Raw genomic sequence first — 26531 nt, forward strand, 5'->3', positions numbered from 1 at the left:
GTTCTCCCTCCTTTTTAGCCGTGCGCGCTCATGTCAAAAACCGTCACAAGGCGCGTCTCATCTTTCTTGATTCGTTTTTCGGCCCATCTGAAGACACATTCAAATAAAAGGGCGGCCGCATAATACAGAACAGAAAGCGAGATATACACTTCTAAAGAATGATTGCTCGATGTAATCAAGGTCTGTCCTCTGCCCGACATATCCATCACCCCGATCGAAAAAGCGAGTGATGTATCTTTTAAGAAACCGATCACCATATTTCCGATGTTGGGAAAGGCCTGCACAAGCGCCTGCGGCAGAATGATGCGCCGGAATGTCTGCCCCCCGTTCAGCCCGATGCTGAAAGCCGCCTCCGCCTGCCCGCGGTCGACGCTGTTCACACCTCCCCTGATGATTTCGGCCGCTCTTGCCGCGCTGCTCAGCGCGTACGTGGCGATGGCCGCATACAAAGGGTCCATTTTGGAGGTATCAATTCCGGCGAGCGCCGTGAGCGCCGGAATACCGTAAAACACAATGAACAGCTGCACCATGATGGGCGTTCCTCTGAAAAAAGAGATATACAGCTTCGCGATCTGATTCAGCACGGGAATGCGATAGATCCGGGGCAGCGCCAAAAGCAGCCCCAATAAAAAGCCGAACAGCAAAGACACCGCCAATATATACAGCGTGACGGGCAAATACCCGAGCAATGTCGGCACAAAAGACGCGATCATACTGATATCAAACGCTTTTTCCATTGCCGATCCCTCTCTTTTTCACTTAATATTGCTCCTTTGAATAATCCGCGCCGAGCCACTTTTCACTCAGCTTTTTAAGCGTGCCGTCATCAATGATTTCCTGCAGGGCTTTATCAATGTCATCGCTCAGCGTTTGTTCATTTTTGTTAAACATAAAGAACACTTTGGCATTTGACAGCACCCCGCCGACCGTTTTTTCTTTGATCGCGCTCGTTTTGTTTTGGAAATCGACGGCAAACGGCGTAGAAATCGTCGCATCGGCGCGGCCGGATTTCAGCTGATTGGCTGCATCGTTGGAGCCTTGGCCGGCATAAGCGATTTCAAACGGACTGCCTTGTTTTTTATTCCATTTTTTCAGCACAAGCGCGCCGTTTGACGTCGGACTTGTAATGACCCGCTTTCCTTTCAAGTCATTAATGCCGTGAATGTTCCCGTTTTCTTGAAGCACCGTGATTTTCAGCGGGAAGTTGTTATACGCGACTTGATTGAACAGAAATTTTTTCTCCCGTTCGGCGCTTTTCTCCATTTGATGGGCTACGATATCGACTTTATGCTGGCCGAGGCTGACAAGCAGGTTGGAGAAATCCATCGTTTTAAAGGTGAATCGATAGTCCGGCAGGCGCCTGTCAAGCTCTTTCACCAGCTCAACGTCGTAGCCCGTCAATTTGCCTTTATCATCAATAAAGCAAATATTCGGAAATTGAGTGCCGGTGCCGACCGTAATGTTCTTCACGTTTTTCTGATTGCCTGCTGCCGCCTCTCCGCCCGCGCCGCAGGCTGATAACGCCGCCGTTGCGGCAATTGTTAATGACATGACCGCCAGTCTTATTTTCATGTGATCGCCCCGTTTTCTGCTTCAGTTATTTCGTGAAACTTGATTTTGAATAATCCGCGCCGAGCCATTTTTCACTCAGCCTTTTCAATGTGCCGTCCTTCTCCAGCTTTTGAATCGCCCGATCTGTATCGTCCGCCAGGGTTTGGCTGTTTTTATTGAACATAAAATACACCTCGGTATCCAGCAGCACATCACCGACCGTCTTTTGTTTGAACGCGTGCGTCTTATTTTGAAAATCGACGGCAAACGGCGTGGATACGGTGGCGTCAGCGCGTCCTGTCTCCATTTGGTTCGCTGTGTCATTGCCGCCCTGCCCGGCGTATTTCAAATGTATCGGGCTGCCGTGGGCTTTGTTGTATGCCGTCATATAATCCGCCGCGTTTGACGTCGCGCCGACGATGACGGTTTTCCCTTTTAAATCCCGGAGCGTGTGTATCGCGTCATTATCCGCCTTCACCGTGATGTACATCGGCGAGTAGTTATACGGGATTTTGTGATACAAAAAGCGTTTCTCCCGTTCCTTATTTTTCGCCATATTGTGCGCGATCACGTCAATTTTCCGGTTTCCTAGACTTGTAAGCAGATTCGAAAAATCCATCGTCTTAAAGACAAATTTGTATTGCGGCAGCTGTTCATCAATGGCTTTCATCACTTCAATGTCATAGCCGGTCAGCTCGCCTTTTTCATCCATAAAAGCAATGTTCGGAAAATCAGTTCCCGTGCCGACAATGACGGTCTGCACACCGCTCCCCGCTTTTGTGCTTTCTCCTTGCCCGCACCCGGCCAGCACGCCGAGCAGCAGAAGCAGACAGCCGGCTCTGATCCGTTTTTTTATCATTGCGCCCAGCTCGGTGTGCCTAACAGCGACGCGTCAAACCGCTCCGGTATGAGCACCTTTCTCATCATGACTCCGATGTCTCCGTCTTTCTCCTGCTCAAAATACACTTCATACCCCCTCCGTCTGTACATATCTACAAGCCAGGGATGCTTGCGCGCCGAAGTGCCGAGCGTGATGGCCGGGGCCTTCAGCGTATCCCGCAGCACGTGTTCCTCCACATAAGTCAAAAGTTTGCTGCCGATGCCCTGCCCCTTCAGCTCAGGAAGCGTCGCAAACCACCAGACGAACGGATATTTTGACGGAGGCGTGTCACTCTCCCACGGAAAACGGATCGTAATGGTTGAAAGAAGCCGTCCGTCCCGTTCGAGCACGACGGCTGAATGATTTTCAATATTTTCTGTTACCATATCGATGTCGGCCCGCGCCGACGGCCAGTCAATCTCCAAATTGCGGATCGGCTGAAACGCGCTGTACAGCAGCTCTAAAAACTCCGGCGCATCCTTTTTCTCAGCCAATCGAAATATGTCTTCACTCATTCAGGTCACTCTCCCCGCAAAAATATATAATTCCAATTTGTTTACTAAGCTTTGATTGTTTATACTATAAAGCAAACTGATTTATTTGACTAATCAAAAAAAGTAAAGGAAAGGTTCAAGAAAATTAATGAACAGCCGGGAGGGGATTTCGTTGGAATTACGCACCATTAAAACGTTCCATACGATCGTACAGTCAGGCAGCTTTTATAAAGCCGCCGAAATTCTGAACTACTCACAGCCGACGATTTCAATGCGGATTAAACAGCTGGAACAGGATGTAGGCGCGCAGCTGTTTGAACGGGGAAAGAAGCTGAAGCTGACAAGGGCGGGGCGGCTGTTTCATGAGCGGGCCGGGCAGCTTCTCGCGCAATACGAGGTGCTTGACCATACTCTGGCCGACATCAGACAGGGGCAGGCCGGCCTTATTCACATCGGCATATCCGAACCGACGGCAAGCCTGATCTTCCCTGCCGTACTGCGGGGGTTTTTAGATGATTATCCTGACATGTCGGTCAATGTCAGCGTGGATGATGCCAATACATGCAGCCGCAAACTGCTGGAGGGCGCCATTGATTTTGCCGTATGCGGCGAGCCGGAGCTGATTCTGGAAAATTATTTCGATCCGTTTTTCCATGACTCGCTCAATGTCATCGTGTCCGACAGACATCCCCTTGCCGCCAAAGCAAGCGTCAATCTCGAGGATTTAGAAAATGAATGCCTGATTTTTACGCCCGCCAATTGCCCGATCCGGATTCAAATTGAACAGCACCTGCAGCGGGCCATCGGCAGCCGCTATCGAAAAATGGAGCTGACCAGCAGCATGGCTCACCAATACTATGTCAGGGAAAATATCGGCGTCTCAATCTTTACGGCGACGGCGCACTCAGAGCCGATCGAGGGCACGAAGGTCATTCCGATCCATAACTTAACAATTTCACCGCCGGTCGGGCTGTTGACAAACCAAAAAGAAGAGCATTTTGACTGTGCCACAAAAGATTTAATCAGCAGGATCATCAGCCGGTTTCAGCGTGATCCGCATTAAAAAAACCCCCGCTTTACGGGGGTTTTTTTACATTCATCTTATATAATGCTCCGCACCAAGCCGCCGTCGATCCGCAATGCAGATCCGTTAATGGCAGACGACAGCGGGCTGCTTAAAAAGGCGACAAAGTGAGCGATTTCTTCCGGACGGATCAACCGCTGAATGATGGACGTCGAACGATTCTCCTTCATAAATCGTTTCTCCGCCTCCGCCGCACTCAGGTTTTCACCGGGGTAAAGCGACTCGAGCATTATTTCGACGCCCTCTGTTTTCGTGGAGCCGGGCATGACCGTATTCACCGTCACATTCGTCCCTTCCGTGAGCTCGGCCAGACTGCGTGACAGCGACAGCTGCGTCGTTTTCGTAGCGCTGTAATGGGCCATTTCCTGAGAAGGCATGACGGCCGCTTCACTCGCGATAAAAATCACCCGCCCTTCCTTCCGTTCAATCATCCGCTTTGCATACCGGCGTGTCAGCCTCACGCCGCTCATGATATTCACCTCGAAAAACCGGAGCCACTCTTCGTCAGGAATATCAAAGTATTCCGCAGGTTCAAAGATTCCTAAATTGTTGACGAGAATATCCACATCCGGATACTGCTGAAAAATCGCGCCGCATCCTTCCGCCGTGCCTAAATCAAATGCGGCCGGATAGAGACGGGCATCCGGCGTCTGTTTCTCTAGTTCCCGGATCGTTTCGTATACCTTTTCTTCACGGCGGCCGTTAATGATCACGGCCGCACCTTCTGCAATCAGCGAAGCCGCAATCGCTTTCCCGATGCCTGACGTAGATCCCGTCACAAGCGCCGTCTTCCCTTTCAACTGCAAATCCATCATCCATTCCTCCCTATCGCAAGTCTCTTCATTATATATGGACAGAAATCGAAAGCCTGAAACCTTCCATCCCTATTATCGGATAGAAAAATGGATGAGGGGAAGTACGCACTTTTTAGTGCCTGTCCGTTGTCCCGGGTGACGGCTGATCAATTTGAATGAAAAATTCACCATCTAACTCTGCCTGAGCCTTTTTTAATATCCTTAATACATCATCAGCATCCGAACCCAATTCCTTCTGACTGATCTCAAAATTCTTCCACACCAAAGTCAGCGGATATTCTATCCAGCCTGTCAGACAATCCCATAAGGCATTCAGATTTTCACCATAAAAGTCCGGGAAATCTAATTGATCTTTTAAGATTCGGTGTAAAGCTTCTGTGCTTGTAACATCTTTTCCGTCTATGATGACGATTTCCATTCATTTTCACTCCTTGATTTCGGCATGAAAAAACCGCAGTGCGTCATGTGACGGCACTGCGGTTCCTCTGTTATGTATGGAGACGGTGGGAGTCGAACCCACGTCCAGAAACATCGATTACTTAAGCGTCTACGAGCGTAGCCTGCATATTTCGTGTTTCACTCGTCTTCGTGCCTGCGGGCGGGCCTTCCGAGAGCTAGTCTGTCAGTCTCTTCTTACGTTCTCAGACGGGAACGCAAGCGTAGCCTACTTGGATGTGCTCTTCACGGACACATAGGCAATGTCAGGAAGAGCTCGCTGCGTTTATTAGGCAGCTAGTGCTAAGTTTTGGTTAAAACTTTTAGTTTTGCCAGTTATATTTAGGTGCGTGTTAACGAGATCGCCTCTCAGCTCGCAGCTCAAGCTCGATCCATCCCTGTCGAATCCGTAACGTCCCCTTGTTAAGGGTATACGGGAGATCTATCAAGCTCTTGCTCAACTGGCTGTACTGTTATTATATCATGATCACAGACAAATTCAATTGGGAATATCTTCAATAAACAGCCTGTGAATCTGATGTGTGAACAGTATAGCATAGGGCAGTCATCACATCAAGGCTCAGGCATCAGAAGCCTTTTTGTCTGTCTCTGAACGCTCTTTCGATTTCTCTTTTGGCGTCTTTTCGTTTTAAATCTTCGCGTTTATCGTATGTTTTCTTCCCTTTTCCGAGGCCGATTAACACTTTGGCAAAGCCGTTTTTCAAATACAGCTTCAGCGGCACGAGGGAATAGCCTTTCTCTTTCGTCAGGCCGATCAGCTTATTGATTTCTTTCCGGTGCATCAAAAGCTTTCTCGTCCGGAGCGGGTCGTGGTTATAGCGGTTTCCCTGCTCGTACGGGCTGATGTGCATGTTGTGGAGGAACACTTCGCCGCGCTCGATTTTCGCAAAGGAATCCTTCATGTTTACGCGGCCGGCGCGGATGGACTTAATCTCTGTTCCCTGCAGCACGATGCCTGTTTCATAGGTTTCTTCTATAAAGTAATCATGGTTTGCTTTTTTGTTTTGCGATAATACTTTGCCTGATCCTTTTGGCATGCCTTATCCTCCTCTCTCCGCAAAAACCGTTCATGTGTGCGATACGCTTTATTTTAGCAAATGGAGCGTTCCGCGACAATGAAAATGCGGCTTGCGAAAGAAAGCAAACAGAGCATTATGCCCTATTTGCTTTTCGCATTTACTTCTTCTTTTTGCGTTTTTGTTTCGGCGCGTTTTGGAAACCGCGTTTTTTCTTTTTCTTCTTCGGTTTTGTAAACCATTCCCCTTTTTCCTCCGATTTCGGCGGTGAAGCCGGGGTATTGCTGTTTAACACGCGTTTCCGCGCCGGTCTGCCTCGTTTTCTGCGGTCGCCTGTCGTTTCTCTCGGACGGCGGGTGCCTTTCATGCCGACAATTTCAAAGTCGATGTTTCTCTCATCTTTATTGACGTCGACGACTTTGACCGTGATTTCGTCTCCGATCCGGTAAACGTTGCCCGTGCGTTCACCGATCATGGCGAAATGCTGCTCGTCAAAACGGTAATAATCATCCGTCATAAAGCTGACGTGCACAAGCCCTTCAATCGTATTCGGCAGCTCGACAAACATTCCGAAATTCGTGACGGAACTGATCATGCCGTCAAATTCCTCGCCTATTTTATCAAGCATATATTCCGCTTTTTTCAGATCGTCCGTTTCCCGCTCTGCATCAACGGCGCGACGTTCCATCGTTGACGTATGATCAGCGATTTCCGGAAGGCGTTCGGCCCACTTTTCTTGAGTCGCTTCGTCCGATTGTCCGTTGATCAAATACGTTCTGATCAGCCTGTGAACGATTAAGTCAGGATAGCGGCGGATCGGCGATGTGAAGTGCGTATAAAATTCAGTCGCCAGCCCGAAATGGCCCAGGCTTTGCGGGTCGTATTTCGCCTGCTTCATGGAACGGAGCATGACGGTTGAAATCACCGTTTCTTCCGGACGGTCCCGCACTTCATCAAGAATGCTTTGCAGCGCGCGCGGATGAATGTCTCCGGCTTTCCCTTTGACGATATAACCGAATGTCGTGACGAACTCCAGAAACTTTTGCAGTTTTTCGGCGTTCGGCTCTTCGTGAATCCGGTAAATAAACGGCACGTTCATCCAATGGAAGTGCTCGGCCACCGTTTCGTTTGCGACAAGCATGAATTCTTCGATCAGCTTTTCCGCTACTGAACGCTCTCTGATGACGACGTCTTTAACGGCGCCTTCCTCATCGACGAGCACCTTCGCTTCTTTGAAATCAAAATCCACGGCGCCGCGGTCCATCCGTTTCGCCCGGAGAATTTCCGCCAGACGTTCCATGTCTTTAAACATCGGGACGAGCGGCTCGTATCTTTCTTTCAGCTCGGCGTCGTCTTCTGTGAGAATCCGGTTGACATCTGAATAGGTCATTCTTTCCGTCGTTTTAATGACGCTTTGGAAGATCTCGTGTTCTGTCACCTGTCCCTGCTGGTTGATTGTCATTTCGCAGGAAAGCGTCAGGCGGTCGACCTTCGGATTTAAAGAACAGATTCCGTTAGACAGTCTGTGCGGAATCATCGGAATGACCCGGTCAACCAAGTACACGCTTGTCCCTCTTTCCAGCGCTTCTTTGTCAATCGGGGAATTCTCCGTGACGTAATGGCTGACGTCCGCAATATGGACGCCGAGCTTGTAGCTGCCGTTATCAAGCTTTGTCACGGTGACGGCGTCATCCAGATCCTTCGCATCCGCGCCGTCAATGGTGACAATGACCTGATCGCGGAGATCACGGCGGTCTTTGATGTCTTTTTCATCGATGGTATCGGGCGTGCTTGTTGCCTGCTCCATCGCTTCAGCCGGAAAATCTCCCGGCAGGCCGTGCTTATGGATAATTGATAAAATATCGATGCCCGGATCATTTTTATGGCCGAGTATTTCAACGATTTCTCCTTCGGCGTTCATTCTGCCTTCAGGGTAGCTTGTCAGTTTGACGACGACTTTATGGCCTTCCGCAGCGCCGTTATTGGCATGTTTCGGAATAAAAATATCACTCGTGATTTTCTTATCATCCGGGATGACAAAACCGAAGCTTTTCGTTTCTGTGTATGTGCCCACGACGCGGTCGATGCTTCTTTCCAAGATGCGGATGACCGTGCCTTCCTGTCTCGATCCGCTTGACTGGGAATTGAGCCGCACCATGACGATATCGCCGTTCATGGCCGTATTCAGCTCATTCGGCGGAATAAACACGTCGCTTAAAGAGGTATCCTCCGGCAATAGAAACGCGAATCCCTTCGCATGCGCGGAAATTTTTCCTTTTACTAAATTCATTTTTTCCGGAAGCCCGTAGCGGTTGCTTCTGGTACGGACGATCTGTCCCGTCTCCTCGAGCGCCACCAGCGCTTTTACCAGCTCTTTAAATTCATCGGCTTCCGTGATGTTCAGCATCTCCTCGAGTTCCTGAATGGTAAGGGGCTTGTACGCCTCTTCCTTCATAAACGCGAGAAGACGGTCCATAAACGCTTCTTTTTCCATTATTCGACCTCCTGTTTGTTACCAATCGAGTTTCTCTAAAAATTCGTACACATCCTGATGAACGAGGTCCCGTTCTTTATCGAGTGTAATGACATGTCCTGATTCTTCATACCATTTCAGCTGTTTGTCGTCCGTTTCCACCTCGTTGAAAATGATGTTCGCACTTTCTGTATTAATCATATGGTCATGCCGTGCCTGAACCACAAATGTCGGGGAATAGATCATGTCGACGTTTTTGCGCACATCGGCAATCAGCTCCTGGAGCGATTTGAGCGTATTCATCGGCGTTTTTTCAAACTCCTTCATTTCCTTTTCAATCTGCTCCGGCTGTTTTCCTTCGAATTTTTTATAATTGCGCGCGTAGGAGAGAACTCCTTCGTACATAACCTCTTCACTTTTAATGTGCATCGGCGCACACATAGGAACAATTCCCTTTATGGGTACAGTGTAACCCAATTTCAATGAAAAAACCCCGCCAAGCGACAGTCCGCACGCCGCAATGTTTTCATAGCCTTCAGACCGTAAATACTCATAACCGTCCATGACGTCTTTCCACCAATCTTCAGGTCCCGTATGTACCAGCTCTTCCGGCGGAACGCCGTGCCCTTTATATTGAGGCGCGTGACAAGTGTAGCCGCGCTCATTCAAGTAGCGGCCGAGCATTCTGACGTCTGCCGTATTTCCCGTAAATCCGTGCAGCAGAAGCACCGCTTTGTCTCCGCCTTTAAATGTAAATGGTTTTGGTGTCACAATTTTCATGCTCATAACCCCTTTTTTGCACATTCAATTTAGTTTTCCACAGTTTTGCGAGAAACAAACGCCGTCTCTCAACAAGAAAAAGGCCTGATATTAAATCAGACCTTATACAAACATTGCCTTATACGATGTACGCTAGCGAAATCGTCAACACGAAAAACAAGACTGCCAGCACAACGGTTGTGCGGTGAAGAATCAGATCAAGGCCCCTTGCTTTCTGTTTTCCGAAAAGCTGCTCCGCCCCGCCTGAAATTGCACCCGATAAACCGGCGCTTTTGCTGGTTTGAAGCAATACGACAATAATAAGTGCAATACTGACGATGACCAATAAGGTAATCAATAATGTGTGCATCCCATACACCTCCAGACTGACTGGCCTACATTGCTTCTATTTTACATGAAAAACAAAGGCATGTCACGCCGTATCGGTGCACATCATGTCAGAAAAACGGAAATGCGTTTGAATCTTCCATCATCATTGACTTTTGTCAACAAAGTCGTAGTAAAAAAGATCTTCAAATTTCATGTCAAAGTAATAGAGCATTTTTCCGATGACCAGCTGGCCCGGCCTCCGCTCTCCATTCAGTACACGGCTCAGTGTGGCGGGAGATATTCCGATCTCCAGGGCGAGCTGGTTTAACGAGTAGTCATTATTGACCATATACTGCAGCACATAATCTCTTCTGATCTGTATCTTTTCGACCACTTTCTTCACCTTCCGTTCTGTCAAATACTTTCTTTCTTATACATAAGATACGGCTTTTGTTAACTTTTGTCAATACTTTTCCAGCCTGGCTATTCCCTTTAGTCAATAAACATACTAGAATATAAATAGACCGCGGGAGGGGGAGAGACTGTGGAAAGCTTCGGGAAACAATTGCGGACATTGCGGGAAAAAAGGCATCTGACAGTGAACCAGCTGGCAACGTATTCAGGCGTCAGCGCCGCGGGAATCTCGCGGATTGAAAACGGCAAACGCGGGGTGCCGAAACCTGCAACCATTAAAAAGCTCGCAGATGCGTTAAAAATCCCGTATGAGGAACTGATGCAGACGGCGGGATACATAGAGACCGTTCAGGAAACGAGAGCCTCATACGACACGGGCTGCACCTTGCTGGAAAAAGCCGAAACGTATGAGCTGCATGATTTATCCCTATTGGAGCGGGAGAACTGGCGGCACCTGTCGAAAGAAGACTTGGTTCTGCTTGATAAATACTTTGCGTTCTTATCGGCTGAAGCCAAAAAAAGAACAAATGAAGACTCATGACTTTGCACATGTGAGGCGATCTTATTGAACACATTCGGAAAGCAATTAAGAGAGCTGCGCCGCGCCCGGAAGCTTACCGTCAATCAGCTTGCCGTCTATTCCGGCGTCAGCTCGGCGACCATTTCCAGAATTGAAAACGGGCACCGCGGCATTCCTAAACCCGCGACCATCCGAAAATTGGCGGACACATTAAAAATTCCGTACGAGGAGTTAATGGCGCGGGCCGGACACATCAAGGCATTTCAGGAAGAAATCCGCGAAACCTCCGAAAGCTATCAATCCATCTGCGCCATCTATCAGACCGCCGTTGACAGAGGCGCGGAGCATCTGCCGCTGTTTGACAGCAAAAAGTGGCAGCACTTCACAAAAGAAGATATTGAAAGCGTCAGCAAATACTTTGATTTTATCGCGGCTGAAGCGAAAAAGCGCTCCCCGGATTCCTCATCCTCTTTTTGATCCTCTCCTCAACTTAACAAGCGCCAGACGTACGTTCCCTCCGATTTTGCGGTATAATAGCAGAAGACGAGGTGAAAAAGCATGAACCAATCAGAAATGTGCCCCAGATTCGAAAAAGCGGTCGACATCCTAAGTAAACGCTGGGTGGCTCTAATCGTCTTTCAGTTATTGAACGGACAGCAGCGATTTAGCGAAATTGAAGCGGCGCTTCCGAATTTAAGCGGAAGAGTCTTGTCAGAACGTCTGAAAGAACTTGAAACAGAAGGTGTCATCAAACGGGATGTTATCCCCGAAACGCCTGTCCGCATTGAGTATTCATTAACGGAAAAAGGCTGCGCATTAGCCCCTATTTTAGAGGAAATTTCCAAGTGGTCTTCAACATGGATTGATCCTTCCTAATAAACTCTTTTCCGCATAAGCGGCTGATCTCTCAAACGGACAGCCGTTTTTATTTTTGCTTTTCTTAAACAGAAAAACAAGCCCTCAGGCGTGCAGGGCTTGTTTTTGTCTGACGCCTTCCAGCGGAATTCGAATCTCCGCCCGGGCTCCTCCAGACTCCTGATTTTCAAGTATTAATTCGCCGTGGTGAAGATGTACGACATGATGGGCGAATGTAAGCCCCATGCCGTGATGCCCCGCCGAATGTCTGCTTTTATCCTCCGTGTAAAAAAGCTGTGTCGCTCTTTTCAGCGCTTCCGGCGAGAACCCGCTTCCGCTGTCGGATACGGCAAGATGGAGGGCGGAATCGGTGCACAGGACGTCCACACGGATTTCCCCTCCTTCCGGCGTATAGTCGACGGCATTTGCCGCGATATTCATGACCGCCCTGTGGAGCAGCTCATGATCGATCGGCGCTTCTTTTCTGTCAATTCCCCGTTCGCTGAGGACGAGATCAATCTGCTTCGGCCCCGCAAGCGCCGCCGCGTCACGATATATGTTTTGAATCCACTCTTTGAGATCGGTATATTCCACATGAACGGCAACTGCCTCCTCCGCTTTAGAAAGCTGAATCAGCTGTCCGACATAATGCTCGATTTTGTTTCCGGCATCCAGAATATACTGCGCATATTCCGCCTGCTCCTCATCAGGCTTTGTTAACTGAAGCAGCTCGGCATTTCCTTTAATAATCGTTGCCGGAATTTTAATATCATGCGCAAGCGCGCCGATTTGTTCTTTCTTTATCCGCTCCGCCTCCCACTGCGCTGCCAAAGATGCCTGAAGCGCGTCTTTCATTTTCAGCAGAGAGTCAATGACATCGTCAAATTCTTTTATACGCGACCTTTTTGGATTGATATTTAAATTCTGTTTTTGAATGCTTGCCGTAATGGAGCTGAGTGTGCTGAAATGCCGTCTCAGCTGATTGGCGAAACGCGTCGTCACGATAAAAACGGTCAAAAGAAGCAAAGTGATCAGAATCGTAAGACCCGTCCATTCATAATTCGGCAGATAGCGCCTTAACAGCGGCGACTGAAATTCCGACCTGAGTGAATATTGGAGAACGCCGTATTCATCTTTCCGATTTATCACCATGAATCCTTTTTGAGCATAATTAAAATACGGCTGATGCTGAATCTTTTTTCTCGCGTTGGCCGCATCTTGTTCCGTCATCGTTCCTTTTGTCATCCGCTTTGTTTTTTTATCAAAAACGGCGTATGTCATACCTGCGGGGATCATGTCTTCTGTTATCTTTTCCGCTGATTTCAGGCGGGGTTTGATCTGTTCCGCCTCATGCTCGCTGTAGTTTGCGGGCAGGATCGCTCCGGCATTCATAGCAATGGCATTTAAGGCGACACATAATGCCGCCACCCCCATCGTGCTCAGACACAGTGTGATCGTAAATTTGACAAGCTCTTTGCGGATGCTGGATTTTCCTTTTGCTATTCCCATTTGTATCCGACACCCCACACCGTTTTGATCGGATCAGCCCCGTGTTCTTTACATTTTTTCCGGATGGTTCTGATAAACTCCGTAATGGTTGAATAGAGCGCATCGCCGTCCAAGCCGTACACTTCCTCGTAAATCTGCTCCCGTGAGAATGTTCTGTTTTTATGCTGTGCCAGACATTCAACGATTTTATATTCGTTTTTCGTAAGAGGCAGTTTCCGGTCATCAATCCATACTTCTTTATTGTCAAAATCAAACATGAAGCCTGATATCAGCCGTTTCGTCTGATGCTTTTCCCGCCGTTCCCTTCTGACATGCGCGTTTACCCTTGCCATCAATTCCTGTACGCCGAACGGCTTTGTGATGTAATCATCAGCGCCTGTCATGAGGCCTTTCACAATGGATTCTTCGTCAGACTTTGCCGTTAAAAACAGGATCGGGCTGTCCACCAGCGGCCGAATCCGCCGGCAGAGTTCAATCCCGTCCGTTCCGGGCATCATGACATCAAGAAGAATCAAATCATAGCCTTGAAAAAAATCCAATGACTGATCCTCCGCTTTTTCCAGAATCGTTACTGTATGCTGATCACGCTGTAAAATGTTTCTGATCAGAACGAGAATATCTTTTTCATCATCAATTGCTAAAATGTTTGCCACCGGCCGAATCGCTCCTTGCCTTTATTCATATGAACGCCGCCCTTCCCATTTTCTGCACCAATAGAGGCCGGCCAGACATAATATCACTATAGAAAAATATAACATTATTTCTCCGAATCTCATATCGTATCTTACATAAGGGAGGAACTCTTTTTTGACTTTGTCAAAATGCAGCAGTCCTGCAAGGCCCGAAAGCCGCACGCTCCATGCCCACGGGAAAAAACGCCAGATGGTATCGCCAAGTCCCGTATTCATGAGCGCCGCCATTAATAAACCCGCTCCCCCTAAAAGCCCGGACGGTCCCATGCCGTACTTTATGCCGACAAAAAAAGACATCATATAAAGCGGTATACTGCCGGCAATCAGCCACGCCCCTCCTTTTAAAAAGAGAAGATACGGGAGATCATTGATGTGAAGAACAAATTTCATCCCCGCCAAATAAAGACAGACGGCGAGACCTGCCGATAACACATTCAATAGAAGCAGCAGAAGCAGCTTGCCCGCAAAACTGATGATTTTAGAATGCGGAACCGCCAGCATCATCTGAAAATGGCCCGCCTGTTCCTCAATCGAGGCAGACATGCCGCAGACAATACTGATGATGAAAGGGTATAAAACGGCAATCGCGCTGAAAAACACACTGTACAGCATATAAGGCTCCTGAACCCTTCCATACATATACAACAGGAAAAATCCCGCGCATAAAACCGGCGCCGCAGCATGCATCCATATGAGCGGCGTACGCTTCATTTTTAATACATCGGCCCACATATATCGTAAAAGCACGGTCATGACCGGTTTCCCCCTTTTGAAAAAGACACGGCGGAAACAAAACTTATTGCGATAAAAGAAAGAATAGAAAGAATAATAGCCGGAATGATCACGTTTCCGTTTAATAAGCCGCTGTTTGCGGGAAGCGGAATTCCGTTCGGATGGATCCCGAGAATCGGTGACATCAGCCGGACTGACCAGCTCCATGGACTCAGCCACCACAATGAGCCTGACGCCGGCACAATGCCTAAAACAAAGGCGGCGATCATATTCACGAGAATGACTGCCGTAAACCCGAACTGTCTGGCAATCCATAAGCAGAACGGAATTTCCCAAAGCGTAGACAGCCACAAAAGGGAACTTGCTTCAATACCTTTCAGCTGAACCGCAGCAATTGCCGGAAACACAAGGCCAAGCAAAAACATGATGACTAAAAAGACGATTTGCGACAGGAGTGAATACAGCGCGATCAAGCTTATTTTTGAGAACCATATGCTCTTCAAGTCAGCCGGCAGTGAGTACACCGCACGGTCATTCGCTGATTTTTTCTCTTTTTTAACAGATAAACCGCACATTAGAGCAATCATGAGCGGCATGAAAATAACCGCCCACCAATTGAACGTGCCCGTCATAAAATAAGCCGTATTCAGCAGAAAAGAAAAAGCCGTGTTTAGAAGCGGAATCAGAATGATCAGCTTTCTGATAAATGTTCTTTTAGATGTAAGGTGTTCCGCCTGCATGTACTGAATCATTTCCCAGTCCCCGCTTTCTCCCGTGTCGATTTGACAACCTCCAGAAACAGCCGCTCCAGATCGTCTTCCCGGCTGATTTCTCCCTGATATCCTAAAACGCCGTCACTGATGATTCCGATATGGTCTGCGATCTGCTCGACTTCTGATAACAGGTGGCTTGATAAAATAACCGTTATTCCCTGTCCGGGCAGGGAGCGGATAAATTCCCGCAAATCCTGAATTCCCATCGGGTCCAATCCGTTTGTCGGCTCATCAAGAATTAAAAGCGACGGACGGTTTAATAATGCTAACGCAATGCCGAGACGCTGTTTCATCCCCATGGAAAATTGTCCGGCACGCTTTTTTCCGGTTCCCGTTAATCCCGTGATTTCCAACACTTCCGCAATCCTTGAATCAGGCAGTCCGAGCATCACGCAGCGGACTTTCAGATTTTCAGCAGCTGTCAGGTTGCTGTAAAGCGGCGGCGCTTCAATCAGGGAACCGATGCTTTTCAAATCTTCGCGCTTCCATGTATGTCCGTCGAACAGAACTTCGCCGGATGTTTGCTGCAGCATGCCGGTCAATATTTTAAGTGTCGTTGATTTTCCCGCGCCGTTCGGACCGAGCAGGCCGTAAATACTGTTTCGCTTAACCGATAGAGACACATCAGCCACTGCCTGTTGTCTGCCGAATGATTTTTGCAGCTGTCTCGTTTCTAAGATGTTGCTCATATGATTACCCCTCTGCTTTGTTATTTGATAAGTAAGACTTTACAGCGCAGTTATCAAAATTTAATCAAGAAATCAAAAAAAAAGCATCCTTCACGCGGAAGAATGCTTTTTTTCATGAGGCTGAGCGTACGATCAGCTTTCTTTTTTGTTTTTTCACCGGGCTGAGGGCTCGTTCCAGCCACGCCATCAGCAGGTCTGCGGCTACCGCCATCAGCGCGGTCGGGATGGCGCCCGCCAAAATAATGGCGGTTCCGTTTGTCGCGTTCGACCCTCTGACGATCATATCGCCGAGGCCGCCCGCCCCGACGAAGGTGCCGATCGCCGTGATGCCGATGGCAATGACGAGCGCCGTTCGGAGACCCGCCATAATGACGGAAAGCGCAAGCGGCAGCTCCACCATACGAAGGATTTGGTATTTCGTCATGCCCATCGCTTTTCCCGACTCGAGATAAGCGTGCTCGATATTGATAATGCCCGTGTGCGTATTTCTGAGAATCGGCAGCAGTGAATACAAAAACAAAGCCGTGATGACCGTATTGGCGCCGAGTCCCATGACGAGCATCAGGACGGCGAGCATCGCAAGCGCCGGAACGGTTTGAATCACGTTCGCCACAGCAAACACCCAGCCGGCGAGACGCCCGTGCCTTGCTGTCACAATTCCGGCCGGAATGGCGAGAATGGCGGCGAAAACGACGCCGTACGCCGACATGAGAAAGTGCCGCCAGCACTCATACAGAACATAACTGCCGTTTTGAGCATAATACGTAAACAGCTCCTTCATCGTGTCCATCCGCACATCTCCTTTCCGTTATTCAAAGTAATGATGTTTTTCTAAATATTCCTTGGCCACGACGGACGGCTCTTTTAATCGGCCGTCAACTTCGTAATTCATTTTCTGCATCATCTTTGTATCAATCGCGCCGATCATTTTATTGATCACGCCCTCCAGTTCGGGATGCTCTTTTAATACTTGATCCGGAACGACGGGTGAACAGTCATACGGAGGAAAGAACCGCTTATCATCCTTCAGCGTTTTCAGTCCGTAAGCGATGATTCTTCCGTCGGTGGAATAAGCGAGCGCGATATCCATTTTCCTGCTTTTCAGCGCGTCGTAAACGAGGCCGATCTGCATCGGGTACGTGCCTTCAAATGACATTCCGTATGTGTTCATAAAATCCTTATATCCGTTGCCTCTCAGCTTCATCCAGTAGTTATCTACGCCGAATTTCAGATGAGACGCTTCTTTTTTGACATCGGATACCGATTCTAAATGGTACTTGCGGGCAAGCTGTCCGGAAACGGTAAAGACGTATGTATTATCAAAGCCGTAAGAATCAAACCATTTCATGTCATATCTGTTTTGAAATTCACGCTGAACGAGCCGCAGCGCTTTGTCCGGGTCTTTTTCCGGCTCCATGCGAAGCGTCCCGGTCAGCGCGTCACCTGTATAGCGCGTAGCGGCGATATCAATATCACCGTTGATCAAGGATTGCTGCTGTACGGCGTTGGAACCGAGATTTTTAATAACGGATGTTTTCAACCCGCTGTGATGTTCGATCATCTGCCCGAGCATGCTCGCGATAATTTCTGACTCGGTCATGCTTTGCGCGCCGATTTTAATGGTATCCTCCGATGCGGCGCTCAACCCCGGGAGCGAGCATCCGCCAAGGAGCAGCATGCCGATACAGGCCATTGCGAGCAGCCGTTTTTTGCATCTATTCCCCATGAGAGACCTCCTCCTTATGAAGCATCCTTTATGCTCTTCAGCCCGTCAGGCGTGACTTTCCGTTCTGTCATCCCCAGCATATAATCGACAGCGGCCGCCAGCATTGTGACCGGAACAGCGCCTGCGATAATATACTCCGGCTGATAAAGGTTCAAGCCGATAAAAATGTAATCTCCCAGCCCGCCTCCGCCGATAAAGGAGGCGAGCGTCGCCCAGCCGATTAAATAAATCGAAGACGTCCTGATGCCCGCCATGATGACCGGAGCGGCAAGCGGGAGCTCTACAAGCCTGATCTGCTCCCATGCCGTCATGCCGATTCCTTTTCCCGATTCCAGAAGATGCCGATTGACGCCGAGAATCCCCGTATACGTGTTTCTGAGAATCGGCAGCATGGAATAGAAAAACAGCGCCGCAACGGCCGGGACCTTTCCTACGCCTAAAAGCGGAATAAAAAACGCAAGAATGGCAAGACTCGGCAAGGTTTGAATGATGTTGACGATGCCGATGACGGCGCCGGCTCCTCTTTTCATCCTCGTCAGCAGGACGCCGAGCGGAACGGCGGCGAGAATGCCCGCCATGACGGCGATTAATGAGATGTACAGATGCTCCCATGTTTTATAAAGCATCTCTCCTCCATTTGCCTGTAAAAATTGCACGGTCTGATTCATATCAATTGAAGCCTCCTCATGACATCACCGCGAGCTGATTCTCTTCTCCCCAGATGGAGTCATAGACGATGTCAACGAGGCTTGCCCTTGTCACGATTCCCGTTAAACGGCCGGCTTCATCAATGACCGGCACAAATTTCATGCCTCTTTTTAAAATTTTATGGACGGCGTCGCGAAGCAGAGTGCCGCTTCTGACCGTGTACAGATCCCGTTCAAGCACTTCCGCGACGGTTACCGCCTGTCTTCGTTTGCGGTCAATCATCTCCACATCGACATAACCTTGGAGAACGTTCTTTTCATCAATGACGAGCAGCGAATCCACCCGCTCGGCACGCATCAGCTGAATGGCGGCTGATAGTGTTTTCTCAGGTGTTACCGTCACGGGATCGGGATTCATGATCTGCTCCACCCGTTCAATATCAGGGCTGGATGATTGGATCAGCCGTTCCTTGCCGATAAACTCCTCAACAAATTCATTCGCCGGAAATCTGAGAATCTCATCAGGCGTTCCGGCCTGGACGATTTCTCCCGCTTTCAGAATGACGATTCTGTCCGCAAGCTTGATGGCTTCGTCCATATCATGGGTAACAAATACGATGGTTTTATGTAAGGTTTTTTGCAGTTTTTTAAATTCTTCCTGAAGGGAATCTCTCGTAATCGGGTCAAGCGCCCCGAACGGTTCATCCATTAAGATGAGCGGCGGCTCTGCGGCAAGTGCCCGTAATACACCTATTCGCTGCTGCTGTCCTCCGCTCAGTTCATGAGGGTAACGGTCTAAATATTCAGGCCCCATATCAACGAGCTTTAAAAGCTCCCGCGCCCGTTCCTTCCGTTTTTCGGCAGGATGCTTTAAAAGCTTCGGAACGAGGGTAATGTTCTGCTGAATGGTCATATGCGGAAACAGCCCGATCTGCTGGATGACATAGCCGATGCTTCTTCTGAGTTCCACCGGGTCTTGTTCCATAATGTTTCGGCCCTCTATCAGGATTCTGCCTTCTGTGGGTTCAATTAAGCGGTTGATCATTTTCATCGTCGTCGTTTTGCCGCAGCCGCTCGGTCCGATAAAACAAATAAATTCACCTTTGGCGATATTCAGGTTGATGCTGTTGACGGCTTTTTTCCCGCCTTTATACATTTTCGAGACATTTTCTAATGTCAGCAAACACTCACACCTCCATGATTAAGTTTATTCAATTCGTTAAATTCAAATTTAACTTTTCAGACAATTGAACGTTTCCCATTATAAATTAAACTTTGTAAATTAAAAAGTTTACAATTTGTCCATATTATATATAAAGGTTGTGTAAGCACTGATTAACCCGTATTGACCGGCAAAGTTCTTCTTATTGCTCCGGATTACTGCCAAATTCTCTCGGAAGAGCATTTCCGCCGGTTTAAAAATGTGGTATATTGACATCGGAATTGCTGACTGAAAGGATTGAAACTGTTGGAGAAAGATCCGTTACACGTAATCGAACAAGCTGAAGATCATTTGATAGAACGAATCGCTGAAAATATGCATACATTCGGAATGCCCGCGACGGTGGGGCGCATTTTAGGCATTATTTATATGAACCGCAAGCCGATGACCTTAACTGAATTATCAGAAGCGACCGGCATGAGCAAGACGAGAATGAGTCAGGCGGTCCGTGAAATGCTTGACGTCAATCTGGCGGAAAAAGTGTTTGAAAAAGGCGTCCGCAAAGATTTATACGACGTCGAGCAGGATTATTACCAAACCTTTATTACGCTGTTTACGGCCACATGGAGCAAGGTCGTCAGTAAAAATAAAATGATGCATAAAAAGCTGAACCGCGAACTGACAGCCGTCCTTGAAAACGGCGTGCCGGAAGAAGCTGAGGAAAAAATCAACGAACTGCTAAAAGAATTAAAGGATTGGCTTGATTACTACAACTGGATCAGCCGCCTGATCGAGTTTTTTGAAAGCGAAGAAATTTTCAAGCATGTTCCGAAGCCATAAGAAAAAAAACGCCCTGACCCGCAAGGCGTTTTTTTCATGCCGCATTCGGCGCTTTGGTTCGTTTTTTCTTTCTCACCGGACTCAGCGCCCGCTCCAGCCACGCCATCACAAGATCTGCGATAACGGCCATCAGCGCTGTCGGAATGGCGCCGGCCAAAATAATCGCGGTTCCGTTCGTGGCGTTTGAGCCCCTGACAATAATGTCACCGAGTCCGCCCGCGCCGACAAACGTACCGATTGCCGTAATGCCGATCGCGATGACAAGCGCCGTCCGCAGCCCCGCCATGATGACGGAAAGCGCAAGCGGCAGCTCCACCATGCGGAGCACCTGAAATTTGGTCATGCCCATCGCTTTTCCCGATTCAAGATAAGCGTGTTCAATGCTGGCGATTCCCGTGTACGTATTCCGGATGATCGGAAGAAGCGAATATAAAAACAGCGACAAAATCACCGTATTGGCGCCGAGCCCCATGACGAGCATCAGCACCGCAAGCATCGCAAGCGCCGGCACGGTCTGAATCACGTTTGTCACCGCGAATACCCAGCCGCTTAATGTTCTGTACCTTGCAATGAAGATGCCGAGCGGAACCCCGACGATCGCCGCAAATAAAACGCCGTATACCGACATGAGAAAATGGCGGTAAAACTCCTGAAGCGCATAGGCGCCGTTTTGAGAATAATAAGTGCCGAGCTGCTGCAGCACTTCCATTTGCCCCACCTCATTTCTTATTCAAAATAATGATGTTTCTCCAAAAATTCTTTAGCGACGACGGACGGTTCTTTCAGCTTGCCGTCCACCTCGTAATTCAATTCCTGCATCGTTTCCGTATCGATTTTGCCGATCAGTTTATTCACAATGCCCTTCAGTTCAGGATGCTGCTTCAGCACGCTGTCGGGAATGACCGGCGAACAGTCATACGGCGGGAAAAACTGCTTGTCGTCTTTTAAAATTTTCAGATCGTACGCTTTAATCCGTCCGTCCGTTGAATAGGCGAGGACGGCATCCATTTTCCCGTTTTTCACGGCATCGTATACAAGTCCGATCTGCATCGGATAGGTTGTGCCGAATTCAAAGCCGTACGTGTCGGTAAAGCCTTTATAGCCGTCGCCTTTTCTTTTCAGCCACGCATTGTCTACACCGAGCTTAAATTGATCCGCATGCTTCTTAATATCGGACACTTTGTCTAAATGGTCTTTTTCCGCAAGTTCTTTCGTGACGGTAAAAGCGTATGTGTTCTCAAATCCGTAAGAATCAAACCATTTGTAATGGAAGCGTTTCTCAAATTCCTTCTGGACGATGGATAATGCTTTTTTCGGGTCTTTTTCCGCTTCCATGCCGAGGGTGCTCGTTAAATCCGTTCCCGAGTAGCGCGTCGCGGCGATATCGATTTCACCGCCGAGCATCGCCTGCTGCTGGACATAGTTCGATCCGAGGTTTTTAATTAATGCCGTATTCAAGTCTGTACTGTGTTCAATCATCTGTGCGATCATATTGGCGATAATTTCTGATTCCGTCATGCTTTGCGCCCCGATTTTGATCGTATCATCGGAAGCCCCGCTCAGGCCGGGAAGGGAACAGCCGCCTAGAAGCAGAGCAGCTGACAGCGCCAGTGCGCACATCCATCTCTTTTGGTTTTTTTTCAAAACAGCCAACTCCTTATGATACTTCCTTCAGTCCTTTCAGCCCTTTCGGCGTCACCTTCCGTTCCGTCGCCGCTAGCAGATAATCAATGATAATGGCTAAAATGGTGACCGGCACGGCGCCGCCGATAATATATTCAGGCTGATAGAGATTCAGGCCGATAAAAATATAGTCTCCGAGCCCGCCGCCCCCGATAAAGGAAGCAAGCGTCGCCCATCCGATCAGATAAATGGTGGATGTACGGATGCCCGCCATGATCACCGGAACCGCAAGCGGCAGTTCCACAAGCCTGATCTGCTCCCAGACCGTCATCCCGATGCCTTTTCCCGATTCCAGCAGATTTTTGTTTACGCCTTGAATGCCGGTATACGTGTTCCGGAGAATCGGCAGCACCGAATAGAAAAACAGCGCGACGATCGCGGGCACCTTTCCCACGCCTAACAGCGGGATAAAAAACGCCAGTATCGCGAGACTCGGCAAGGTCTGCACAATGTTGACGGCGCCGATGACGGCGCCTGCGCCCTTTTTCATTCTCGTCAGCGCCACTCCGAGCGGAACGGCGACGACAATGCCTAATATGACGGCGATGATCGAAATGTATAAATGCTCCCACGTTTTATATAACAGTTCTCCGCCGTTCGTCTGCAAAAACTTGATCATTTCATTCATTGTAAGCGTTCCTCCCCTTGTCAGCCTGTCACCAGCTGGTCTTCCTCGCCCCAGATTGAATCGTAAACGATGTCGACAAGGCTCGCTCGCGTGACAATCCCGACTAAATGCCTTTGTTCATCAACGACGGGTACATATTTCATTCCGCGCTTTAAAATTTTGCGTACGGTATCGCGCAGCAGTGTCCCCTGCTCGACCGTATACAGATCAGAGCGGAGCACGTCGCCGACGAGGCTCGCTTTTTTCCGGTTCTGATCAATGATTTCGACATCAACATATCCTTGCAGCACATTCAGGTCATCAACGACAAGCAGGGAATCGACACGGTGTTCCCGCATCACCTGTATCGCCTGCGAAAGCGTTTTGTCCGCCGTAACGGTGACAGGCTTTTTGTTCATCATCTGCTCGACGCGTTCAATATCCGGTCTTGATTGCAATAACCGTTCTTTGCCGATAAATTCTTCGACAAACTCATTAGCCGGATTCCGGAGAATGTCATCAGGAGTACCGGCCTGAACGATCTCTCCCGCTTTTAAAATGACGATCCGGTCAGCCAGCTTAATAGCTTCATCCATATCGTGGGTTACAAACACAATCGTTTTATTCAATGTTCTTTGCAGTTTTTTGAATTCTTCTTGAAGGGAATCCCGCGTAATCGGATCAAGCGCTCCGAACGGTTCATCCATAAGAATAAGAGGCGGTTCCGCTGCAAGGGCGCGCAGCACGCCGATTCTCTGCTGCTGTCCCCCGCTCAGCTCGTGAGGATAGCGGTCTAAATATTCCGGGCCCATATCGACGAGCTTCAAAAGCTCCCGCGCCCGTTCCTTCCGCTTTTGTTCCGGCCATTTCAGCAGCTTCGGCACGAGGGAAATGTTCTGCTGAATGGTCATATGAGGGAAAAGTCCGATCTGCTGAATGACGTAGCCAATTTTCCGTCTCAGCTCCACCGGGTCCTGCTCCATGATATTTTCGCCATCGATAAAGATCTTTCCGGATGACGGCTCAATCAGTCTGTTAATCATTTTCATCGTCGTCGTTTTGCCGCAGCCGCTCGGTCCGATAAAACAAATAAACTCGCCTTTTTCGATATTTAAATCAATGCTGTTGACAGCTTTTTTTCCGCCTTTATAGACTTTCGATACATTTTCTAATCTCAGCAATCCGTGCACCTCCGAAGGGTTCCGTTATTTTTCTGAAAAGTATAATCTTTATTATAAGATGAAATTTGTAAAATAAAAAGTTTACAATGTGTTGAAATTATATACAATATACGTGTTTTTTCATGTTATCCCGCTGACAATGCGGATGTTCTTACAATCGCTCCAGATAGCTCGCATATCCTGCCGCATCATCTTTTTCATCAACTGTAAAAAATATGATATATTGTCAGCATGAAAAGCCAGTGAAGGGATGATCAGCCGTGGAAAAAAACGCTCTTGATATCATCGGGCATGCTGAAGAGCATCTCATTGAGAGAATCGCCGAGAATATGCATACATTCGGAATGCCGGCCACACTGGGACGTGTGCTCGGTATTATTTATATGAACCGCAAGCCGATGACGTTAAATGAGCTGTCAGAGGCAACCGGGATGAGCAAAACGAGGATGAGCCAGGTGGTCCGCGAAATGACTGACGCCAATCTGGCTGAAAAAGTGTTTGAAAAGGGCGTTCGCAAAGACCTTTACGACGTGGAGCGTGATTATTACCAGACGTTCATCTCCCTGTTTACGGCAAATTGGACAAAGGCGGTCAGCAAAAACAAAATGCTCTATAAAAAGCTGAACCGCGAGCTGACTGAGCTTCTGGAATCGGAAAATCTCAGTCCCGATATTAAAGAAAAAGCCCGTCAGCTTTTGGATGAACTGACGGATTGGCTCCATTATTATGACTGGCTGAGCCGTTTGATAGAATTTTTTGAGAGTGAAGAAGTGTTTCAGCATGTGCCGAAAATAGAAAAAAGCAGAACCCGAAGATAACCGGGCGCTGCTTTTTTAAGTCAGGAAACCAATATCGGGAACATGCCTTTCAGACCGGCGCCGATCATGCCGATCGCCACCACCGCCAAAATCAGCCCCATCAGTCGGGTAATGACGTTCATTTCGGTTTTCCCGAGCTTATTGCTGATGAAAGATGAATAGTGAAAGAAGATGAACGTCATCGCGATGACGGCCGCAATGCCGATCAGCACGCTGATGTAATGGAAGATGCCGCCATGGCCGGCCGACAGACTCATCACCGTCGCGATCGTACCGGGTCCGGCGATAATCGGAATCGACAAAGGCGTCACGGATATATCGGCTTTCTCCTTGCTTTCCCCTTTCTCTTCATGATGAAGGGACTGTACATGAGATTTCTTCGCGTTCAGAAGATTATAAGCGATGCCGAAAATAAAAATGCCGCCCGCGATACGTAAGGCATGAATGTTAATCTCAAACAGTTTAAAGATCAGATGGCCGAAGATTAAAAAAGCCGCCAAGATGATAAACGACAGCACGGAAGCCTTGCGCGCGATCGCTGTCCGTTCTTTCTCCGAGTACCCTTCCGTCAGTGAAAGAAAAATCGGCACGTTTCCGATGGGATTGGAGACTGCAAACAGTGAAATGAAGACATGAATGATGAATGAAAACATGCGTACCTCCTTATGACTTGCCGTTATTGAGTTATGTTTTGTTCTCCGCTGTTTCTTATGCATGGTTTTTACCCCGGGGTCTGCTTTTTATAACCTCAGCCGGACGATCCGGAAACAGAAAAAACCGTCCTTGTAAGGACGGTTTTTTCTGTTTGTTATCTCCATAAGCCTTTTCCGAATTTCAACAGCCGATAAAGCATTTTCAATTTTTTCAGCATGCGTTAATTTCCTTTTTTACTCTGAATCAATGCGCCGAGAGACATGATATCCATCAGCTTCATTAAAATTCTACCATAATGGGTACTTTTTCTCTATTATCAATTCATAGAGAAAGTGATTTGTATATCTTTAGAAAACTCCGTTACATCCGCCCTATTTTCTTTTATAATGTAAATATTGAACAAAATACCTACATTACTTGTAAAAGGAGTTTTAGAATGTATTGTTCTCAATGCGGCCATCAAACTGATGGCGGAAAGTTTTGTGAAAAGTGCGGGGCGCCCCAGCCCGGGCAGGGAGGCGCAGGCCAAACGCAAGGCCAGGCCGCTCAGGCCGGCGCCGCGGCTAAGCAGGCTTCAAAGCAATTTGCCTTATTCGTGCTTGATGTGTTAAAGAGACCGTATCAAACATGTAAAACGACAGGCGGCGAACAGCTTGTCAGCAGCATCATCAACATGGTGCTTTTCTGCCTGGTGACGCCGATTATGTTTTATATTCTCTTATCAGACGGCTTTCGTGACGTCAGTTTTACCGCGGTTGTGATCAAACCGGCGCTTACCTTTGCATTATGCGTTTTTTGCCTGTATCTCTTGATTTTTATCGCTTTAAAGGCCGGCGGCGCGCAGGTGTCATTTAAAGATTCGCTGTCCAGATTCGGGGCCTTTTTGATTCCGTTTATAGCTATTTTGCTTCTTGCCCTCATTTTTATGCTGCTTCATACAACCGTTTGCTTTACCATTCTGGCTGTCGGTCTTTTAGGAGCGGCGTTTGCCGTGCCTCCGCTCATGCTGGCGAGCTATCAGCATCAGCTCACTACTAAGGCGGATATCATTTATTCTGTTATCGTCATCTATTTGATCATTTGTGTAACGTTTCAATTCACGATCAAGCATTATATAAAAGAACTCATGAATTATTTCTTCTTTTAAAAACGGAAACCCCCGCCGCCTGAT

Annotated in this window: 32 protein-coding genes and 1 other RNA gene; 7 read left to right on the plus strand and 26 right to left on the minus strand. The window is 48.3% G+C overall.

Features of this window, described 5'->3' with window-relative positions; translation table 11 throughout:
* Positions 1-14: 14 nt before the first annotated feature.
* Genes JNUCC22_RS15585 through JNUCC22_RS15600 form a run of 4 tightly spaced genes read right to left on the minus strand, consistent with a single transcriptional unit; the run spans position 15 to position 2946 of the window.
* The gene (locus JNUCC22_RS15585; RefSeq protein WP_032867946.1) at positions 15-737 is read right to left on the minus strand and encodes an amino acid ABC transporter permease; all 723 of its coding nucleotides are present in this window, start codon (positions 735-737) and stop codon (positions 15-17) included.
* Positions 738-759: 22 nt separating this feature from the next.
* A complete protein-coding gene (locus JNUCC22_RS15590; protein ID WP_216061874.1) occupies positions 760-1572 on the minus strand; it encodes an amino acid ABC transporter substrate-binding protein in 813 nt (270 codons plus the stop codon).
* A 25-nt stretch (positions 1573-1597) separates the two neighbouring features.
* Positions 1598-2410, minus strand: a complete 813-nt coding sequence (locus JNUCC22_RS15595; protein ID WP_216061875.1) for an amino acid ABC transporter substrate-binding protein — start codon at positions 2408-2410, stop codon at positions 1598-1600.
* Positions 2407-2946: a GNAT family N-acetyltransferase gene (locus JNUCC22_RS15600; RefSeq protein ID WP_003151702.1), complete on the minus strand. Its 540-nt coding sequence runs from the start codon at positions 2944-2946 to the stop codon at positions 2407-2409. Before JNUCC22_RS15600 ends, JNUCC22_RS15595 begins: the two co-directional genes overlap by 4 nt.
* A gap of 151 nt (positions 2947-3097) precedes the next feature.
* Between JNUCC22_RS15600 and JNUCC22_RS15605 the strand changes: the two genes are divergently transcribed.
* The gene (locus JNUCC22_RS15605; protein ID WP_216061876.1) at positions 3098-3988 is read left to right on the plus strand and encodes a LysR family transcriptional regulator; all 891 of its coding nucleotides are present in this window, start codon (positions 3098-3100) and stop codon (positions 3986-3988) included.
* Positions 3989-4026: 38 nt separating this feature from the next.
* On the opposite strand, the gene JNUCC22_RS15610 is transcribed toward JNUCC22_RS15605, so the two are convergent.
* From JNUCC22_RS15610 to JNUCC22_RS15645, 8 genes are all read right to left on the minus strand, one after another.
* Positions 4027-4821 (minus strand): SDR family NAD(P)-dependent oxidoreductase, encoded by a 795-nt coding sequence (locus JNUCC22_RS15610; RefSeq protein WP_216061877.1) that lies wholly within the window; start codon positions 4819-4821, stop codon positions 4027-4029.
* 115 nt (positions 4822-4936) lie between these two features.
* Entirely contained in the window at positions 4937-5242 is a 306-nt protein-coding gene (locus JNUCC22_RS15615; protein WP_216061878.1) for a barstar family protein, read from the minus strand.
* Positions 5243-5316: 74 nt separating this feature from the next.
* Positions 5317-5679: a transfer-messenger RNA gene (ssrA, locus tag JNUCC22_RS15620) on the minus strand.
* Positions 5680-5846: 167 nt separating this feature from the next.
* Complete coding sequence (gene smpB, locus JNUCC22_RS15625; RefSeq protein WP_003151688.1) at positions 5847-6317, minus strand: SsrA-binding protein; 471 nt, start codon at positions 6315-6317, stop codon at positions 5847-5849.
* 139 nt (positions 6318-6456) lie between these two features.
* Complete coding sequence (gene rnr / locus JNUCC22_RS15630; protein WP_043867430.1) at positions 6457-8790, minus strand: ribonuclease R; 2334 nt, start codon at positions 8788-8790, stop codon at positions 6457-6459.
* Positions 8791-8808: 18 nt separating this feature from the next.
* The gene (locus JNUCC22_RS15635; protein WP_014305833.1) at positions 8809-9549 is read right to left on the minus strand and encodes an alpha/beta hydrolase; all 741 of its coding nucleotides are present in this window, start codon (positions 9547-9549) and stop codon (positions 8809-8811) included.
* A gap of 118 nt (positions 9550-9667) precedes the next feature.
* Positions 9668-9898: a preprotein translocase subunit SecG gene (gene secG / locus JNUCC22_RS15640; protein ID WP_003151681.1), complete on the minus strand. Its 231-nt coding sequence runs from the start codon at positions 9896-9898 to the stop codon at positions 9668-9670.
* A gap of 123 nt (positions 9899-10021) precedes the next feature.
* Positions 10022-10207, minus strand: a complete 186-nt coding sequence (locus JNUCC22_RS15645) for a helix-turn-helix domain-containing protein (protein ID WP_087920807.1) — start codon at positions 10205-10207, stop codon at positions 10022-10024.
* A 195-nt stretch (positions 10208-10402) separates the two neighbouring features.
* Between JNUCC22_RS15645 and JNUCC22_RS15650 the strand changes: the two genes are divergently transcribed.
* The 3 genes from JNUCC22_RS15650 to JNUCC22_RS15660 all read left to right on the plus strand — a co-directional run bounded on the left by JNUCC22_RS15650 (position 10403) and on the right by JNUCC22_RS15660 (position 11668).
* Positions 10403-10813 carry a transcriptional repressor RghR gene (locus JNUCC22_RS15650; RefSeq protein ID WP_025285277.1) on the plus strand — a complete coding sequence of 137 codons (411 nt, stop codon included), beginning with the start codon at positions 10403-10405 and terminating at the stop codon, positions 10811-10813.
* A gap of 24 nt (positions 10814-10837) precedes the next feature.
* Positions 10838-11269: a helix-turn-helix domain-containing protein gene (locus JNUCC22_RS15655; protein ID WP_003151674.1), complete on the plus strand. Its 432-nt coding sequence runs from the start codon at positions 10838-10840 to the stop codon at positions 11267-11269.
* Positions 11270-11350: 81 nt separating this feature from the next.
* Entirely contained in the window at positions 11351-11668 is a 318-nt protein-coding gene (locus tag JNUCC22_RS15660) for a catDE operon transcriptional regulator CatR (RefSeq protein WP_003151672.1), read from the plus strand.
* 84 nt (positions 11669-11752) lie between these two features.
* On the opposite strand, the gene JNUCC22_RS15665 is transcribed toward JNUCC22_RS15660, so the two are convergent.
* The 9 genes from JNUCC22_RS15665 to JNUCC22_RS15705 form a co-directional block, all read right to left on the minus strand.
* Complete coding sequence (locus JNUCC22_RS15665) at positions 11753-13156, minus strand: sensor histidine kinase (protein ID WP_007409984.1); 1404 nt, start codon at positions 13154-13156, stop codon at positions 11753-11755.
* Positions 13147-13809, minus strand: coding sequence for a response regulator transcription factor (locus tag JNUCC22_RS15670; RefSeq protein ID WP_007613820.1), 663 nt, complete (start codon positions 13807-13809; stop codon positions 13147-13149). The genes JNUCC22_RS15665 and JNUCC22_RS15670 overlap by 10 nt, the downstream gene beginning before the upstream one ends.
* 21 nt (positions 13810-13830) lie before the next feature.
* Positions 13831-14601 (minus strand): lantibiotic immunity ABC transporter MutG family permease subunit, encoded by a 771-nt coding sequence (locus JNUCC22_RS15675; RefSeq protein ID WP_108654970.1) that lies wholly within the window; start codon positions 14599-14601, stop codon positions 13831-13833.
* Complete coding sequence (locus JNUCC22_RS15680) at positions 14598-15332, minus strand: lantibiotic immunity ABC transporter MutE/EpiE family permease subunit (RefSeq protein ID WP_108654969.1); 735 nt, start codon at positions 15330-15332, stop codon at positions 14598-14600. The genes JNUCC22_RS15675 and JNUCC22_RS15680 overlap by 4 nt, the downstream gene beginning before the upstream one ends.
* Positions 15329-16042 carry a lantibiotic protection ABC transporter ATP-binding protein gene (locus JNUCC22_RS15685; RefSeq protein ID WP_025285281.1) on the minus strand — a complete coding sequence of 238 codons (714 nt, stop codon included), beginning with the start codon at positions 16040-16042 and terminating at the stop codon, positions 15329-15331. The genes JNUCC22_RS15680 and JNUCC22_RS15685 overlap by 4 nt, the downstream gene beginning before the upstream one ends.
* Before the next feature lie 112 nt (positions 16043-16154).
* Complete coding sequence (locus JNUCC22_RS15690; RefSeq protein WP_040238875.1) at positions 16155-16832, minus strand: ABC transporter permease; 678 nt, start codon at positions 16830-16832, stop codon at positions 16155-16157.
* Between the two features lie 18 nt (positions 16833-16850).
* Positions 16851-17735: an osmoprotectant ABC transporter substrate-binding protein gene (locus JNUCC22_RS15695; protein ID WP_234419708.1), complete on the minus strand. Its 885-nt coding sequence runs from the start codon at positions 17733-17735 to the stop codon at positions 16851-16853.
* Between the two features lie 47 nt (positions 17736-17782).
* Positions 17783-18436 (minus strand): ABC transporter permease, encoded by a 654-nt coding sequence (locus JNUCC22_RS15700; RefSeq protein ID WP_014305838.1) that lies wholly within the window; start codon positions 18434-18436, stop codon positions 17783-17785.
* A 16-nt stretch (positions 18437-18452) separates the two neighbouring features.
* Positions 18453-19598, minus strand: a complete 1146-nt coding sequence (locus tag JNUCC22_RS15705) for a betaine/proline/choline family ABC transporter ATP-binding protein (RefSeq protein ID WP_038459874.1) — start codon at positions 19596-19598, stop codon at positions 18453-18455.
* Positions 19599-19883: 285 nt separating this feature from the next.
* Here JNUCC22_RS15705 and JNUCC22_RS15710 point away from each other — a divergent pair, with 285 nt between their 5' ends.
* Positions 19884-20417: a GbsR/MarR family transcriptional regulator gene (locus tag JNUCC22_RS15710; RefSeq protein WP_003151660.1), complete on the plus strand. Its 534-nt coding sequence runs from the start codon at positions 19884-19886 to the stop codon at positions 20415-20417.
* A 34-nt stretch (positions 20418-20451) separates the two neighbouring features.
* Here JNUCC22_RS15710 and opuCD read toward each other — a convergent pair whose 3' ends face one another.
* From opuCD to opuCA, 4 genes are read right to left on the minus strand one after another with little or no spacing between them, the layout of a single operon-like run.
* Complete coding sequence (opuCD, locus tag JNUCC22_RS15715; protein ID WP_216061879.1) at positions 20452-21126, minus strand: glycine betaine/carnitine/choline/choline sulfate ABC transporter permease OpuCD; 675 nt, start codon at positions 21124-21126, stop codon at positions 20452-20454.
* 17 nt (positions 21127-21143) lie between these two features.
* On the minus strand, positions 21144-22037 hold the full coding sequence (gene opuCC / locus JNUCC22_RS15720; RefSeq protein WP_216062335.1) for an osmoprotectant ABC transporter substrate-binding lipoprotein OpuCC: 894 nt from the start codon (positions 22035-22037) through the stop codon (positions 21144-21146).
* A gap of 37 nt (positions 22038-22074) precedes the next feature.
* Entirely contained in the window at positions 22075-22728 is a 654-nt protein-coding gene (locus JNUCC22_RS15725) for an ABC transporter permease (protein ID WP_003151654.1), read from the minus strand.
* Between the two features lie 20 nt (positions 22729-22748).
* Entirely contained in the window at positions 22749-23888 is a 1140-nt protein-coding gene (gene opuCA / locus JNUCC22_RS15730; RefSeq protein WP_003151651.1) for an osmoprotectant ABC transporter ATP-binding protein OpuCA, read from the minus strand.
* Between the two features lie 260 nt (positions 23889-24148).
* Between opuCA and JNUCC22_RS15735 the strand changes: the two genes are divergently transcribed.
* The gene (locus tag JNUCC22_RS15735; RefSeq protein WP_216061880.1) at positions 24149-24706 is read left to right on the plus strand and encodes a GbsR/MarR family transcriptional regulator; all 558 of its coding nucleotides are present in this window, start codon (positions 24149-24151) and stop codon (positions 24704-24706) included.
* Between the two features lie 20 nt (positions 24707-24726).
* On the opposite strand, the gene JNUCC22_RS15740 is transcribed toward JNUCC22_RS15735, so the two are convergent.
* Positions 24727-25359, minus strand: coding sequence for an NAAT family transporter (locus JNUCC22_RS15740; RefSeq protein WP_216061881.1), 633 nt, complete (start codon positions 25357-25359; stop codon positions 24727-24729).
* A 437-nt stretch (positions 25360-25796) separates the two neighbouring features.
* On the opposite strand from JNUCC22_RS15740, the gene JNUCC22_RS15745 reads away from it, so the two are divergent.
* A complete protein-coding gene (locus JNUCC22_RS15745; protein ID WP_216061882.1) occupies positions 25797-26507 on the plus strand; it encodes a zinc ribbon domain-containing protein in 711 nt (236 codons plus the stop codon).
* Positions 26508-26531 lie beyond the last annotated feature (24 nt).

This window comes from Bacillus sp. JNUCC-22 (assembly GCF_018861275.1).
GTDB classification, from domain to species: Bacteria; Bacillota; Bacilli; order Bacillales; family Bacillaceae; genus Bacillus; species Bacillus velezensis.